The sequence below is a fragment of the Herbaspirillum aquaticum genome (assembly GCF_002213425.1).
GTDB lineage: Bacteria > Pseudomonadota > Gammaproteobacteria > Burkholderiales > Burkholderiaceae_D > Herbaspirillum > Herbaspirillum aquaticum.
In genome coordinates, this window is the sequence record NZ_NJGV01000011.1 from 99,686 (window position 1) to 113,417 (window position 13,732).

At 66.0% G+C, this 13,732-nt stretch carries 12 protein-coding genes; 4 read left to right on the forward strand and 8 right to left on the reverse strand.

Annotation, left to right across the window (positions count from 1 at the left end):
- Window positions 1-244 precede the first annotated feature (244 nt).
- From CEJ45_RS13760 to CEJ45_RS13780, 5 genes are all read right to left on the reverse strand, one after another.
- On the reverse strand, window positions 245-1,828 hold the full coding sequence (locus CEJ45_RS13760; RefSeq protein WP_088755659.1) for a gamma-glutamyltransferase family protein: 1,584 nt from the start codon (window positions 1,826-1,828) through the stop codon (window positions 245-247).
- Window positions 1,829-1,899: 71 nt separating this feature from the next.
- Window positions 1,900-2,313, reverse strand: coding sequence for an oxalurate catabolism protein HpxZ (gene hpxZ, locus CEJ45_RS13765; RefSeq protein ID WP_088755660.1), 414 nt, complete (start codon window positions 2,311-2,313; stop codon window positions 1,900-1,902).
- 25 nt (window positions 2,314-2,338) lie between these two features.
- Complete coding sequence (locus CEJ45_RS13770) at window positions 2,339-4,918, reverse strand: branched-chain amino acid ABC transporter ATP-binding protein/permease (protein ID WP_088755661.1); 2,580 nt, start codon at window positions 4,916-4,918, stop codon at window positions 2,339-2,341.
- On the reverse strand, window positions 4,915-5,793 hold the full coding sequence (locus CEJ45_RS13775) for a branched-chain amino acid ABC transporter permease (protein WP_088755662.1): 879 nt from the start codon (window positions 5,791-5,793) through the stop codon (window positions 4,915-4,917). Before CEJ45_RS13775 ends, CEJ45_RS13770 begins: the two co-directional genes overlap by 4 nt.
- Before the next feature lie 68 nt (window positions 5,794-5,861).
- On the reverse strand, window positions 5,862-7,046 hold the full coding sequence (locus tag CEJ45_RS13780; RefSeq protein WP_088755663.1) for an ABC transporter substrate-binding protein: 1,185 nt from the start codon (window positions 7,044-7,046) through the stop codon (window positions 5,862-5,864).
- A 210-nt stretch (window positions 7,047-7,256) separates the two neighbouring features.
- On the opposite strand from CEJ45_RS13780, the gene CEJ45_RS13785 reads away from it, so the two are divergent.
- The 4 genes from CEJ45_RS13785 to CEJ45_RS13800 are packed head-to-tail and all read left to right on the forward strand — an operon-like array spanning window position 7,257 to window position 10,821.
- Window positions 7,257-7,709 carry a hypothetical protein gene (locus CEJ45_RS13785; RefSeq protein WP_088755664.1) on the forward strand — a complete coding sequence of 151 codons (453 nt, stop codon included), beginning with the start codon at window positions 7,257-7,259 and terminating at the stop codon, window positions 7,707-7,709.
- Between the two features lie 9 nt (window positions 7,710-7,718).
- Window positions 7,719-8,687 (forward strand): polysaccharide deacetylase family protein, encoded by a 969-nt coding sequence (locus CEJ45_RS13790; RefSeq protein WP_187697681.1) that lies wholly within the window; start codon window positions 7,719-7,721, stop codon window positions 8,685-8,687.
- A 27-nt stretch (window positions 8,688-8,714) separates the two neighbouring features.
- Entirely contained in the window at window positions 8,715-9,947 is a 1,233-nt protein-coding gene (locus tag CEJ45_RS13795) for an amidase (RefSeq protein ID WP_229296876.1), read from the forward strand.
- 31 nt (window positions 9,948-9,978) lie between these two features.
- Window positions 9,979-10,821 carry a GntR family transcriptional regulator gene (locus tag CEJ45_RS13800; RefSeq protein WP_088755666.1) on the forward strand — a complete coding sequence of 281 codons (843 nt, stop codon included), beginning with the start codon at window positions 9,979-9,981 and terminating at the stop codon, window positions 10,819-10,821.
- A gap of 105 nt (window positions 10,822-10,926) precedes the next feature.
- Here CEJ45_RS13800 and CEJ45_RS13805 read toward each other — a convergent pair whose 3' ends face one another.
- The 3 genes from CEJ45_RS13805 to CEJ45_RS13815 form a co-directional block, all read right to left on the reverse strand.
- On the reverse strand, window positions 10,927-11,937 hold the full coding sequence (locus CEJ45_RS13805) for an LLM class flavin-dependent oxidoreductase (protein WP_088755667.1): 1,011 nt from the start codon (window positions 11,935-11,937) through the stop codon (window positions 10,927-10,929).
- Window positions 11,938-12,032: 95 nt separating this feature from the next.
- Window positions 12,033-13,061: an NADP-dependent oxidoreductase gene (locus CEJ45_RS13810; protein WP_088755668.1), complete on the reverse strand. Its 1,029-nt coding sequence runs from the start codon at window positions 13,059-13,061 to the stop codon at window positions 12,033-12,035.
- A gap of 69 nt (window positions 13,062-13,130) precedes the next feature.
- Window positions 13,131-13,730, reverse strand: a complete 600-nt coding sequence (locus tag CEJ45_RS13815) for a TetR/AcrR family transcriptional regulator (RefSeq protein WP_088755749.1) — start codon at window positions 13,728-13,730, stop codon at window positions 13,131-13,133.
- Window positions 13,731-13,732 lie beyond the last annotated feature (2 nt).

Here is a 13,732-nt window from a genome sequence, read left to right on the forward strand (position 1 = left end):
TCGCATTTCCCGAAAAACTTCGAGAATTTTTTTCTACGGCAAAAAACTCACCAATCCTCGCGATTCAAACCCGAGACAAACGCGGTAAAAGAGCGCAATAAGCGTCATTTCCTGTCAAACGGGAAATGCAAAAAGACAACGGAGGGCGAGTCTTGGTGAGGATCTGCCCTGCGTCAAAGGTGGCACGCAAGCCGGCAGTGCCGGCTGCGCAGGGAAAGGCAATGCGGATTGGCAGGGCTGGTGCTCAGACGCCGGCACAAACGCCATCGGCACGCGGATCGGTAGCCCCTTCGATCAGGCCATCCGGATGCACGCACACGGCGCCGGCGTGACCCATCATGTCGGTGTAGTCCTCCACCACCTGCACTTCATGGCCGGCATTGCGCAAAGCCTCGATGGTGGCCGCCGGTACCCGACCTTCGACCTTCAGGTTGGTGGAAACATCGCCCCATGTGCGGCCCAGCAGCCAGCGCGGCGCACTGACAGCCGCCTGCAGGTTTTGCCCGAACAGCACATGACGCGTGAAGACCGCGGCCTGCGTCTGCGGCTGCCCTTCCCCGCCCATGGTGCCGTAGGCCAGGGTGCGGCCATCGTTGAGCCGTGCCAGCGAGGGGTTCAGCGTATGGAAGGGCAGCTTGCCCGGCTGCAACTGGTTGGCACCGTCATCCAGCGTGAAGCTGGCGCCACGGTTCTGCCACACGATGCCGGTGTCGGGCACGACCACGCCGCTGCCGAATTCCCAGAAGATGCTCTGGATGTAGCTCACCACGCGGCCTTGCGCGTCGGCGGCACCCATCCAGATGGTATCGCCAGGCTTGGCCGGATGCGGCCAGGGCGCGGCGCGCTGCATGTCGATCTGTTGGGCCTCCTGGTCCAGCGCCTCGGCCAGCAGCCAGTGCGCGGCATCCACGCTCATGTGGGCGGGATCGGTGACGTGCTGGTTGCGCAGGATGAAGGCGCGCTTGGTGGCCTCCACCAGGCCGTGGATGTGTTCGAAGCCTTCCGCCTGCGCGATGCCGAGGCGGTCGAACAGGCCGATGATCATCAGGGCCGAGACACCCTGTGTCGGCGGTGGCAGGTTGTAGACCCGGCCTGACGTTAACTGCACCATCAGCGGTTTGACCACCTGGGCGCGGAAGGCCTCCAGGTCACTGCGGCGTAAGGGGCTGCCGGCCGCTTCCAGGCCTGCAGCAAGGCGTTGCGCGAGGTCGCCGCGATAGAAATCATCGAGTCCGGCCTCGGCCAGGCGCGACAGGCTCTCGGCCAGGGCTGACTGTTTCAGCACCTTGCCCTGGGCCGGGATGCCGTCGGCGGCATAGGTGGCGGCAAAGCCGGGCTGGTCTTTGAGCTCGCTCCATTTGTCGCGGGTGAGCTCATGTTGCGAACGGGTGACGGGCACGCCGTTCTTTGCATGGCGGATGGCATCGGCCAGTAGCACCGGCAAGGGCAGCGCACGGCCGAAGCGGCGCGCATGGTCCAGCGCTGCTGCCCAGCCACCGACCGCACCGGCCACCGTCAGCGCCGCATGGGGCCCGCGCGTGGGCACGGCGCTGTGGCCGTGCTGCGCATAGAAATCCTTGGTCGCCAGCGCCGCCGAGGGACCGCAGGCGCGGATGGCCACCGGCTCCTGGCCGGGTTCGCTGATGACCCAGAAGCCATCGCCACCGATGCCGTTCATGTGCGGATAGACCACCGCGATGGCGGCCGCGGCCGCGACCATCGCTTCGACCGCATTGCCACCCTCGCGCAGGATCTGCGCGCCCGCCTGCGCGGCCAGGTGATGGGGAGCGGTGACCATTCCGCCCAGACAGGTCTTGCTGTACAACATGGCTGACTCCTGATGTTCTTGTCGAGATGAAAAAACTGCTGCGAGGATGATACCTGCGGATGGCCAGGCTTTCAGGAGGCCGGCGCCTTGGGCGCGTCCATCCATGAGACGTGCGCGGCCACGATGCGCCAGCCTTGCGGACAACGCAGCCAGGTATGGCTCTGGCGGCCGATGCGCGCCTCGCCCTCGCGGGTGAATTCGGTATCGGCCACGGCATAGTCCTGGCCATAGGTGGTGATGACGGTGGCGCGCAGCTTGCGCATGAGGTTCTTCGGTGAACGTCCCTGGCGGAAGGCGCGGATGGCCTCGGTGCCCACCAGGTTCTCGGTGGCGCCGTAGCGCACCGTCTGGGGACTGTCCAGGAACAGTTCATCGAGCACCTCGACCTGGTTGGTGGTGAGGGCCACTTCGTAGCGTTCAAAAGCGCGGCGCACTTCGTCCACCACGTCGGGCAGGTTGATGGCGTAAGGCTGGGTCGATTCCATGTTCAATCCTTGCAGTGACCCGGCGTCAATGCGCGCCGAGATAGGCCTTGGCCAGCGCGTCATTGGCAGCGATCTCGGCGGCCGTGCCTTGCGCCACCACGCGTCCGCCTTCGATGACGTAGGCGCGGTCGGCCAGCGACAGGGCCAATGCGGCCATCTGGTCGACCAGCACGATGGTCATGTTTTCGCGGCGCAGTTGATCGAGGGCGGCAAACAATTCGGCGATCACCTTGGGAGCCAGGCCCAGCGATGGCTCGTCCAGCAACAGCACGCGCGGACGCGACATCAGGCCGCGTGCGATGGCCAGCATCTGCTGCTCGCCACCGGAGAGCAGCCCGGCGCGGTGATGCAGGCGCTCGCGCAAGCGCGGGAAACGGCCCAGCATTTCTTCCACGCGGGCCTCCACATCCTGCGGATAGAGGAAAGCACCGAGTCGGATATTGTCCAGCACCGACAACTCCGGAAACACCTGCCGCCCTTCCGGCACCAGCACCACGCCCTGGCGCACGATCTGTTCGGCGCGCAGGTGCATCAGGTTCACGCCACCGGCGTGGATACCGCCTTGGACAGGCCGATGCAGCCCGGCCAGCGACCGCATCAGGGTGGACTTGCCGGCGCCGTTGGCGCCCAGCAGCGCAATCATCTCGCCTTGCCGCACCTGCAGGTTGATGCCGTGCAGGACCGGTTCGGCACCATAGCCGGTGACCAGCTCGCCCACGCCCAGCAATTCGTCGGCGCCGCTGACGGCAGCGCGCACGGCCGCCACGGCCTGCTGCGTGCCCTCGCCGAGATAAGCCTTGCGCACCGCCGGATCGTTCTGCACTTCCTGCGGTGTGCCGATGGCCAGTCGCTGGCCGGCATCAAGCACGACGATGCGGCGCGAGATCTGCATGACCAGTTCCATGTCGTGCTCGACCACCACCACACTGATGCCGGCATCGGCGATCCTGGTCAGCAGCTGCGCGAGCATGGTCTTGTCTTCGCGCGAGAGGCCGGCGGCAGGTTCGTCCAGCAGCAGTACATCGGGATCGGCGGCCAGCGCGCGAGCGATTTCCACCAGGCGGCGATCGACGTGGGCCAGGTCGGCACTGGGGATATCGAGCGCACCGCGATAGCCGCAGAAGTCGAGCAGGTGGCGGCAACGCGCACGCACCTCGCCGGAGACGAAGCCCCGCGCCGAGAGCAGGCCACCCAGGCGGCCGCGGCCGCAGGCCAGCGCCACGTTGTCGGCCACCGTGAGGCTGCCGAACAATTGCGAGGTCTGGTAGGTACGCGCCACGCCGTGGCGCGCGATGCGGAAGGCGGCCAGCCCTGCCAGCGGCGTCTGGCCCAGCGTGAACTGGCCGGCGCTGGGACGATAGAAACCGGAGAGCATGTTCAGCGCCGTGGTCTTGCCCGCGCCATTGGGACCGATGAGACTGGTGACCGCACCGCCCGGGACCTCGAAACCTAAATCGCTGACGGCCCGCACGCCACCGAACACCATGGTCAGGCCGTCGGCGGCGAGCGTGCGGCGTGCGCGCACCGGCAGCGCGACTTCTTCCGCATCCTCTTGCAAAGCGGCATCGGGCGCAGGCTCCACCGGCTTGCGCAGGCGTGACGCCAGCTTGCCTACCAGGCCGGTCACGCCATCGGGGGCCACCCACAGCACCAGCAGCAGCAAGGCACCGAAGAAGAGAAGGCGATAGTCCTCCAGGCTGGAGAGCAGTTCCGGCAAGGCCCCCACGATCACTGCACCGATCACCGGACCGAGGATGGAGCCCGAGCCCCCCAGCACCACCACCAGCACGAACAGGATGGACTGCATGAAGCTGAAGGTATCCGGTGTGACGAAGGTGGAGAGCGGCGCGAAGAGACCACCCGCGAGACCGGCCAGCGCCGCCGAGAGCGCGAAGGCCACGGTCTTGATGACCAGCGGATTCAAGCCAATGGATTCGGCGGCGGTCTCGCTGTCGCGCACCGCACGCATGGCTGCGCCCCAGCTGCCGCGCGAGAGCCAGCAGTAGGCGGCCAGCACGACGGCGGCCGTGATCAGCCCCAGTACTGCAATCGCACGCTCCGCCTGCAAACCCAGGAAGGCAGGTGCCGCCAGGCCCATGATGCCGTTCTGGCCGCCGGTCAGGTCGCGCAGTTCGATGATGGCGTGCTGGATGATGAAGCTGAAGGCAATCGTGATCATCGCCAGGTACGGCCCCTTCACCCGCAGCGCCGGCAAGGCCAGCAGCACGCCCAGCGCACCGGCCACCACGGCCGCCAGCGGCCAGGCCAGCCAGAATGAGAGTTGCACCTTGGTGGTGAGGATGGCCACCGTGTAGGCACCGACGGCGTAGAAGCCGACATGGCCGAAGGAGACTTGGCCAGTCAGCCCGATGAGCACATTGAGCCCGATGCCGACGATGGCCACCAGCGCGATGCCGGCCAGCACGAACACGTAATAGCTGTTGATCGACAGGGCCAGCGTCATGGCCGCGATCAGGCCCACGGCAGAAAACGCCAGCGCCGCGGGTGTGCCCAGGCCGAGCTTGATCTTGCCAGCCGCGGGGGCCACTGCGGGCCGCGCGGCCGCCTGCAGGCTGCGGGCGATGGAATGGGGTAAACGATTCATACCTTTTTCACCTGTGCGCGGCCGAACAGGCCGTTGGGACGAATGGCCAGCACCGCGATCACCAGCGCGAAGGTGATGATCTGGGTGTAGCCGGAACCGAGCGTGGCCGTGATGAGCGCCTCGGCCATGCCGAACAGCAGGCCCGCGATCATCACGCCCCAGGCGCTGGTGATGCCGCCGAGGATGGCCACCGCAAAGGCCTTGAGGCCAAACAGCGTGCCCATGTCGGCATTGACGTTGAAGAGCGGCGCAATGAGCACGCCGGCCACACCGGCCAGCAGCGTCGAGAGCGCGAAGGCCACCGCGATGGCGCGCGTGATGGGGATGCCCATCAGGCGCGCCGCATCACGGTTCTGCACCACCGCCAGCAGGGCCGTGCCCCAGCGCGTGCGGCGCGAGATCGTGTGCAAGAGCGCGGCCAGCGCCAGGCCGATGGCCGGGATCAGCAAGTGCAGCGGATACACGCCCAGGCCCATGCCGCCCAGTTCGATGGAGGACTGCGCCAGCGGCGAAGGCAGGCTGCGCGGCTCCTTGCCGAAGGTATGCATGACCAGGTTGTCCAGCACGATGCCCAGCGCCACGGTGGACATCAGCCAGGCATTGGAGCCCTGGCGCGCGAAGGGGCGCACGGCCAGCACCTCCACCAGCATGCCGTAGAGCGCGCAGGCGGCCAGCGCCAGCACGATGGCCAGCCACATCGGCCAACCCAGCGTCTGGGCGAAGGTGAAGCACAGCACGGCGCCCAGCATCATGGAGCTGCCCTGTGCAAAATTGACGGTGCCGGAGACGGCATACGTCATGTAAAAACCCAGCGCCATCAGACCGTACATGCTGCCCAGTCCGAATCCGCTGATCAGTGCCGACAACAGCAGCATCGCGTTCTCCTGGCGCCACCCTGCCCGCTCATGCAGGCAGCGGCGGCGCATCGTCTTTGCAAAAGGTATTACTGGGTCAGGCCAACCGGCAGGATGCGGTTGTCGATGAATTGCGCCCAGACGTAGTCATCGGCTTGCAGGGCATCATGCACGGTCGGGCTGAAGGGCTTGACGTAGGTCTTGATGAGACCTTCATAGCGGTCGATCTTGTAGAAGCCCTCGCGCACCGCATCGCCATTGGTGGAGCCGGCCTTGGCGATGGCCAGTGCGGCCAGCTGCATGCCGTCATAGGCATTGGCCACGCCCACGGCCGGGGTGATGTCGTCCGGCCCCTTGATGGCGGGATACTTGGCCTTCAGTTCGGCCACCACCTTCTCGCCCACCGGCGAGAGCTTGCCGAAGAAGCTGAAGGTCTGGATGAAGTGCACGTTCTTCGCATTCGGTCCGGCCAGCTCGGTGAAGCGCCCACCCGCCGGGCCCCAGTGCGAGACCACCGGCACCTTCCAGCCCATGCGGTCGAGCGACTTGACCACCTGGGCCGAGGGACCGACGTTGCCCACCAGGTACAGCGTATCGGCACCGGCCGCCTTCAGGCGGCTCAGTTGCGGCACCACGTCGACGTCGCTGGCTTCGAATTTCTCGACACCGGCCGGCTTCAAGCCCTTCTCGGCGAGCGCGGCGACGATGCCTTTTTCATTGGATTCGCCCCAGGGGTTGTTGACCAGGATCAGGCCGGCCTTGCTGCTCTTGAAGGTCTTCTGGGCGTAGTTGAGCATGGCCTTGTCCACCAGTTCATCCACCGCCGAGACGCGGAAAGCGTAGTTGGGATTGGCGCCATTCTTGGTCACGCCGGTGCCGGCCGCCCAGGGACCGACGAAGGGCACTTTCTCCTGGTTGATGATGGGCACGATGGCCATCGAGACCGGCGTATCCAGGCCGCCGAAGAGCACGGCCACCTTTTCCTTGAAGATCAGTTCGCGTGCGGCCACCACGCCCTTGGCCGGGTTGCCTTCGTCATCGCGGCGCACCAGCTCCAGCTTGCGCCCGCCCAGCAGGCCGCCCTTGGCGTTGATCTCGTCGATGGCAATGCTCATGCCGCGCGTCAAGGCTTCGCCGGCCTGCGCCGACTGGCCGGAGAGGGCCGTGACCAGGCCGATCTTGATGGGGTCGGCGGCCATTGCCAGCGGCGACATGGCGGCGGCGAGGGTGGCAGCTGCGGCGGCGATGAGGGTACGGCGGGTCAGGCGAATCATGGTGTTGCCTCCAAAGGTTTGCGAGAAGTGAGTGTGGCTTTGCCCGGCATGACTTATGCAAGGGCTATGCCAAGCGCAGCAGCAAGGCTTAATTTTTGCCGACAATATCTATCTAATAGTGGCGGCATTAAATACCTCATATTGCTGCTGATCGGATATTTAACTTGCATTCAATAATGCACAATACTTGTGCAAACCATGGAGAAAATGATGCACGCCGCACCATCATCAATCACCCCGCAGGGTGCAGCCCTGCCTCCCCTGCCCTATGATCCGGCCGCCCTGGTGGACGAATACCTGCGCGTGCTGATGATTCCCGACCCGGTGGCCGCGCGTCGCTTCGTCTCGCCGGAGCTGAAGATCCGCTTTACCGGCGGCCGGGAAATGATCGACCCGGCACAGTGCGCGGCCTTCAATGCCACCCGCTATGGCTGGGTCAAGAAGCGTTTCGAGGGAACCGAAGTGGTGGCCGGTGCCACGGTGGAACAGGCCATCGTCTACAACCGGGGCACCCTGTATGGCGTGTGGCCCGATGGCGAGGCCTTCGAAGGCAATCGCTACGTGGACCGCTACGTGATCCGCCACGGCCTGATCGTGCAGATGGATGTGTGGAACGACAGTGCCGAACGCCTGCTGGTGCGCGCCGGCCTGGCCGAGCTGTAAGGAGGCCGCATGCAAGCGACGATCCTGCCGCCCAATGCCGAGGAGGCGCTGGGCCATGATGATGGACGCAACCCCTATGGGGTGCTGCGCTCGCATGGCCGCTTCGGCTATTCGCCCATCCATCGCCGACCCGATTACTGCTGGCCCAACGGCGCCAGGCTGGCGGTGTACCTGGGCTTCAACATCGAGCACTTCGCCTTCGGGGAGGGCCTGGGGGCCAAGCTGGGACCGGTCTGTCCGGAGCCCGACGTGCTCAACTATGCCTGGCGTGAATACGGCAACCGCGTCGGTGCCTGGCGCTGCCTGGAATTGTTCGAGCAACTCGGCCTGCCGGCCGGCGTGCTCATCAATACCGCGCTCTACGATCATTGCCCGGAACTGGTGGAAGCGTTCGCCGCGCGCGGCGATGAACTGATCGGCCATGGCCACACCAACGCGCACCAGCAAGGCACGCTCGATGAGGAGGCCGAAGCCGCCCTGCTGCGCCACTGCCGCAGCCGCATCCAGGCCGAGAGCGGCGTACAGGCCACGGGCTGGCTCTCGCCCTGGATTTCGGAGAGCCTGGTCACGCCCGACCTGCTGCAGGAAACCGGCTATCGCTACAACCTCAACTGGGCCCATGACGACCAGCCGGTGCGCATGCGCACCCGTACCGGCGAGACGCTGTGGTCGATTCCCTATCCGCAGGAATTGAACGACATCCCCATGATCGTGGCGCGCCAGATGGATGGCCGCGACTTCGCCCGCATGATCGTGGACAACTTCGACGAGATGCGCGAACAGGCGCTGCGCCAGCCACTGGTGATGGGCATTGCCCTGCATCCCTACCTGGTCGGCCAGCCCTATCGCCTGCGCCACCTGCGCACCGCCCTGCAGCACCTGGCGGCGGCACGCGATCGCGGCGAGATCTGGTTCACCACACCCGGCGCCATCTGCGACCACGTGGACAGCCTCGAACAATTACGCCAGCCGTTCTGAGCCGGCATGACGCACCAGGAGAATGAATTGAGCACTGCCCAGGCCACGGCCAACCGCACTACTGCCTTCGAGATCAATGACCACGTGGGCGCCTTCGTGCCGCATGGCCGCTTCACCCTGCCGGGCGCTGCCAGCGGTCCGCTGGCCGGGTTGCGCTTCGCGGCCAAGGACTTGTTCGACGTGGCCGGCCACCCCACCGGCGCCGGCAACCCGGACTGGCTGCGCAGCCATCCCGTCCCCACGCGCAGCAATGCGCTGGTGGACCAATTGCTGCAGGCCGGTGCCACCCTGGCCGGCAAGACCGTCACCGATGAATTGGCCTACAGCATCCACGGCGACAACCATCACTACGGCACGCCGGTCAACAGCGCCGCACCGGACCGCGTGCCGGGCGGTTCCTCCAGTGGTTCGGCTGCTGCGGTGGCGGCGCGCCTGTGCGACTTCGCGCTGGGCACCGATACCGGCGGCTCGACCCGCGTGCCGGCCAGCTATTGCGGCGTGTGGGGCTTGCGCACCAGCTTCGGCCTGCTCTCCACGGCCAGCATGGCACCGCTGTGTCCCAGCTTCGATACGGCGACCTGGCTGGCCCATGACGCCGACACCTTCGAGCGCGTCGGCCAGGTCCTGTTGCCCAAGACCGGCACGCTGCCCTTGCGCCAGGTGCTGCTGCCCTTCGACATGCTGGAACTGGCCGATGCCGACTTCCATCCGGCGCTCCACCGGGTCTACGATGCGCTGCGCAGCGAACTGCCCGGCCAGCACATGCGCCTGTCGGGCGAGGAAGGCGAACTGGAGAAATGGCGCCAGGCCTACATCCAGGCGTCCGCCTTCGATGCCTGGCAATGCCATGGCGCGTGGATCGCGGCAACACGTCCGCTGTTCGGTCCGGCAGTGCAGGCACGCTGGGACATGGCACGCGACATCAGCGCCGAGACTGCCCGCGCCGCGCGCGAGAAGCAGGACCTGGTCCGGCATCGCGTGCGTTCGCTGCTGGGGGCCGACGGGGTCGCGGTGATTCCTTCGGCCTCCAGCGTGGCGCCCCTGCGCGATGCCAGCGCGGCCGAGATCGACCAGGTGCGTGCGCGCACCTTCCGCCTGACCTGCGTGGCCGGACTGGCGGGCTTGCCGCAGGTGAGCATGCCCTTCACCACTCCCGCCGGACTGCCGATCGGCGTATCATTGCTCGGCCCGGCCGGCAGCGACCTGGCCCTGATCGGGCTGGCAACGCGCCTGTGGCGCAGCCTGCAGGCAGCGCAGTGAGGCCGGGCACGATCCACCCTATGACCAGACGATGAGCGACCTCTCTCCCCGCAAGACGGCCAAGCCGTCTTCCCGCACTGGCAAGTCCCAGGAGCACGCCACCAAACCAGCACCGGCCCCGGCCCGCCAGAGCCGCGCCGGGCGTCCGCGCGTGCGGCACGATGACCTGGCCGATACCGCGCCCCTGGTCCTGGAAGGCGAAGCGGGCGAAGACATCATCGTGCGCATCTACCAGACTGTCTTCGACAGCGTGATGAGCCAGCGCCTCACCCCCGGCACCAAGCTGCCGGAGGCAGCGCTGTGCGAACTGTTCGGCGTGGGCCGCACGGTGGTACAGAAGGCGCTGCAGAAACTGGCGCACGAGCACATCGTCGAGTTGCGGCCCAATCGTGGCGCCGTGGTGGCCATGCCCACGCCGGAAGAGACGCGCGAGATCTTCGAGGCACGGCGCGCACTGGAAGGTGCCATCATGCGCCTGGCCGTGCGCAACGCTACCCGCGCCGACCTCGCCAAGCTGCGCCGCCAGTTGAAGGAAGAGCACCAGGTCATGCACAGCTATGCGCAGACCCACTGGGCGCGCCTGGCCTCCTCTTTCCACATGCGGGTGGCCGAACTGTCGCGCAATGCCACGCTGCAGCGCTACCTGGGCGAACTGGTGTCACGCTGCTCGCTGATCGTGGCCCTGCATGAGCCGGCCGGGTATGCCGCCTGCGAGCATGATGAACACACGCATATCGTCGACCTGATCGAACGCGGTGACAGCGAGGGTGCAGTCGCTGCCATGGAAGCGCATCTGGTCTCGCTGGAGGAACACATCCACCTGGTGAGCGAAAAGAGCGGCAACAGCCTGGCGCGGATGCTGGGGATGGAATAAGGTCATCACCCGCATCACCCGCATCATCCACATCACCTCGCAGGGATGAAAAAATGGCGGCAGGGACCGAAGTCCCTGCCGCCATTTTTACGTGGCCAGCATCGGTCAGATCGTGACCGGCTCCTTCAATGCCTCGCGTGCCTGCGCTGCAATCTCGAAGGAATGCAGGCGAGCCGCGTGATCGTAGATCTGCGCGGTGATGATGAGCTCATCGGGCGCATGTTCATCGATGAAGGCTTGCAGGCCTTCTTCCACGGTCTCGCGGTCACCGACCACGGCACAGGACAGCGAGCGCTCGACGTGGGCCTGTTCTCCGGGCTGCCACAGTGCATCGATGTCATCCACCGGCGGGCGCAGCTGGCCAGGCGTGCCACGGATGAGATTGAGGAACTGCTGCTGCAGCGAGGTGAAGAGGCGCTCGGCCTCACGCTGGGTATCGGCGGCGAAGACGTTCAGGGCCAGCATCACGTAAGGTTTCTTCAAGGTCGCCGACGGCTTGAAGCGCTCGCGGTAGATCTGCACGGCCGACTTCATGAAGCCCGGTGCAAAGTGCGAAGCGAAGGCGAACGGCAAACCGAGTTCGGCCGCCAGCTGCGCGCTGAACATGCTGGAACCCAGCAGCCAGATCGGCACTTTCAGGCCGCTGCCCGGAACGGCGCGCAGGTTCTGGTAATCCGAAGGCTCATCAAAATATTCCTGCAGTTCGATGACGTCCTGCGGGAAGTTCTCTGCCGTATCCCCACCCATATGGCGGCGCAGGGCGCGCGCGGTGCGCTGGTCGGAACCGGGCGCGCGGCCCAGGCCCAGGTCGATGCGGCCGGGATAGAGCGACTCCAGCGTGCCGAACTGCTCGGCGATGACCAGCGGCGAGTGGTTGGGCAGCATGATGCCGCCGGAGCCGACGCGGATGGTCCTGGTATTGGCCGCCACGTGCGAGATCACCAGGGCCGTGGCAGCGCTGGCGATGCCGGGCATGTTGTGGTGCTCGGCCAGCCAGTAGCGCTTGTAGCCCAGGGCCTCGGCGCGCTGCGCCAGCTCCTTGCTGTTGTGGAAGGCGTGGGCGGCAGTGCTGCCCTGGTTGATGGGGGACAGGTCGAGGACGGAAAACGGGATCATGCAGGAATCCTTGTCGAGTCGGCACGGCCCTTGGAGGCCGTGCCGGTGGCCGGGTAGCTTCCCCGGAAAAGGCTTGCTGTGTTCGGTGCGCGGACTTAGTCCAGCTTCACTACCAGCTTGCCGAAGTTCTTGCCTTGCAGCAGGCCCATGAAGGCCTCGGGGGCCTTCTCCAGGCCATGCACCACGTCTTCGCGGTAATGCAGCTTGCCTTCCTTGAGCCAGGTGCCGACTTCCTTCTGGAAAGCGGCGTACAGGTCAGGGCGATTGACGTAGTAGTCGAAGATGATGAAGCCCTGCACGCGGATGCGCTGGGTCAGCAGGCGGCGCAGGATGGCGCTGCTCTCGGTGGCCAGGCTGCCGCCGTTGTAATGGGCGATCAGGCCGCATACCGGCACGCGAGCGTGGATGTTGAGCAGCGGGATGACGGCGTCGAGCACGGCACCGCCGACGTTTTCGAAATAGACGTCGATGCCGCGCGGGCAGGCCGCTTTCAATTGCCCGGCGAAGTCAGGTGCACGGTGGTCGATACAGGCATCGAAACCCAGTTCCTTGACCGCCGATTCACACTTCTGCGCGCCACCGGCGATACCGACCACGTGGCAGCCACGCTGCTTGGCGATCTGGCCGACCAGCGAACCGACCGCGCCGGTGGCGGCGGCCACGACCACCGTTTCGCCTGCGCGCGGCTGGCCGATGTCGATCAGGCCGGCATAGGCGGTGTAGCCGGGCATGCCCAGCACGCCCAGCGCATGCGAGGGATGGGCGAAGTCGGCGGGCAGCTTGTTGGCGCCGCTGCCGTCGGAGATGGCGTATTCCTGCCAGCCTGTGTAGGCCATGACCAGGTCGCCTTCCTTGAAATCGGGATGGCGCGAACTGACCACGCGCGAGACCACGCCGCCGGTCATGACGCCGTCGATTTCCACCGGCGGTGCGTAGGAAGGGGCATCGCTCATGCGGCCGCGCATGTAGGGGTCCAGCGAGAGCCACTCACCGCGCAGCAGCATCTGGCCTTCCTGTACTTCCGGGATGGCCACTTCTTCCAGGCGGAAATTCTCGGCGGTGGGGGCGGCAGCGGGACGCGAGGCGAGGACGATGCGGCGATTGGTCTTGGGCAATTGGGTCATGGAAATCCTTTCCGTATTCGGTTCATCGGGAGGCGCAGCGCGCCATCGAAACTATCAGATCAGTCGTGATTACTGCGGTGCCACCAGCACGTGGCGCGTGACCAGCATGGCCGCTTCCATCGGCGCACGGTCACGGCCCAGCTTGGACAGCAGGCTGGCACCCAGCCACTGCTGGTACAGCATGGTGGCCGTGGCCAGCGGTTGCAGCACGGTGTGCAGCGAGCCTTCGGCGATGCCCTCTTCGATGCAGGCGGCGATGCGTTCGATGAAGCGCTGCGTGCCGCCGTGCAATACCTGGCGCATGTCGTCGGAGAGGTCGGCCACTTCGGCCGAGAGCTTGACCACCAGGCAGCGCTGCTCGGCTTCCTCGCAGCACTGGCTTTCCAGCCAGTAACCCCAGTAAGTCAGCAGGCGCTCGCGGGCACTGTCGCCCTGGCGATGGTCGGACAGGACGTGATCCAATCGTTCCAGGTAGCCGGCCACATAATGCTCGATCAGTTCGCGGCCATATTGTTCCTTCGATCCGAAGTAGTGATAGAAGGAACCCTTGGGAATCTGCGCAGCCGCCAGAATCTCGGCCAGGCCGACGCCGGTGTAGCCCTTCTGCGCGATGAGCGCATGGCCGGCTTGCAGGATGTGACGCTTGTTGTGGTCGTAGTGTTCTCGCATGC

Excerpts from the sequence above, each read along its gene's own strand:
- CEJ45_RS13770 (WP_088755661.1), bottom strand. The coding sequence starts at position 4,918 with ATGAATCGTTTACCCCATTCCATCGCCCGCAGCCTGCAGGCGGCCGCG.
- hpxZ (WP_088755660.1), bottom strand. The coding sequence starts at position 2,313 with ATGGAATCGACCCAGCCTTACGCCATCAACCTGCCCGACGTGGTGGAC.
- CEJ45_RS13790 (WP_187697681.1), top strand. The coding sequence starts at position 7,719 with ATGCAAGCGACGATCCTGCCGCCCAATGCCGAGGAGGCGCTGGGCCAT.
- CEJ45_RS13780 (WP_088755663.1), bottom strand. The coding sequence starts at position 7,046 with ATGATTCGCCTGACCCGCCGTACCCTCATCGCCGCCGCAGCTGCCACC.
- CEJ45_RS13810 (WP_088755668.1), bottom strand. The coding sequence starts at position 13,061 with ATGACCCAATTGCCCAAGACCAATCGCCGCATCGTCCTCGCCTCGCGT.
- CEJ45_RS13760 (WP_088755659.1), bottom strand. The coding sequence starts at position 1,828 with ATGTTGTACAGCAAGACCTGTCTGGGCGGAATGGTCACCGCTCCCCAT.
- CEJ45_RS13805 (WP_088755667.1), bottom strand. The coding sequence starts at position 11,937 with ATGATCCCGTTTTCCGTCCTCGACCTGTCCCCCATCAACCAGGGCAGC.
- CEJ45_RS13800 (WP_088755666.1), top strand. The coding sequence starts at position 9,979 with ATGAGCGACCTCTCTCCCCGCAAGACGGCCAAGCCGTCTTCCCGCACT.
- CEJ45_RS13775 (WP_088755662.1), bottom strand. The coding sequence starts at position 5,793 with ATGCTGCTGTTGTCGGCACTGATCAGCGGATTCGGACTGGGCAGCATG.
- CEJ45_RS13785 (WP_088755664.1), top strand. The coding sequence starts at position 7,257 with ATGCACGCCGCACCATCATCAATCACCCCGCAGGGTGCAGCCCTGCCT.
- CEJ45_RS13815 (WP_088755749.1), bottom strand. The coding sequence starts at position 13,730 with ATGCGAGAACACTACGACCACAACAAGCGTCACATCCTGCAAGCCGGC.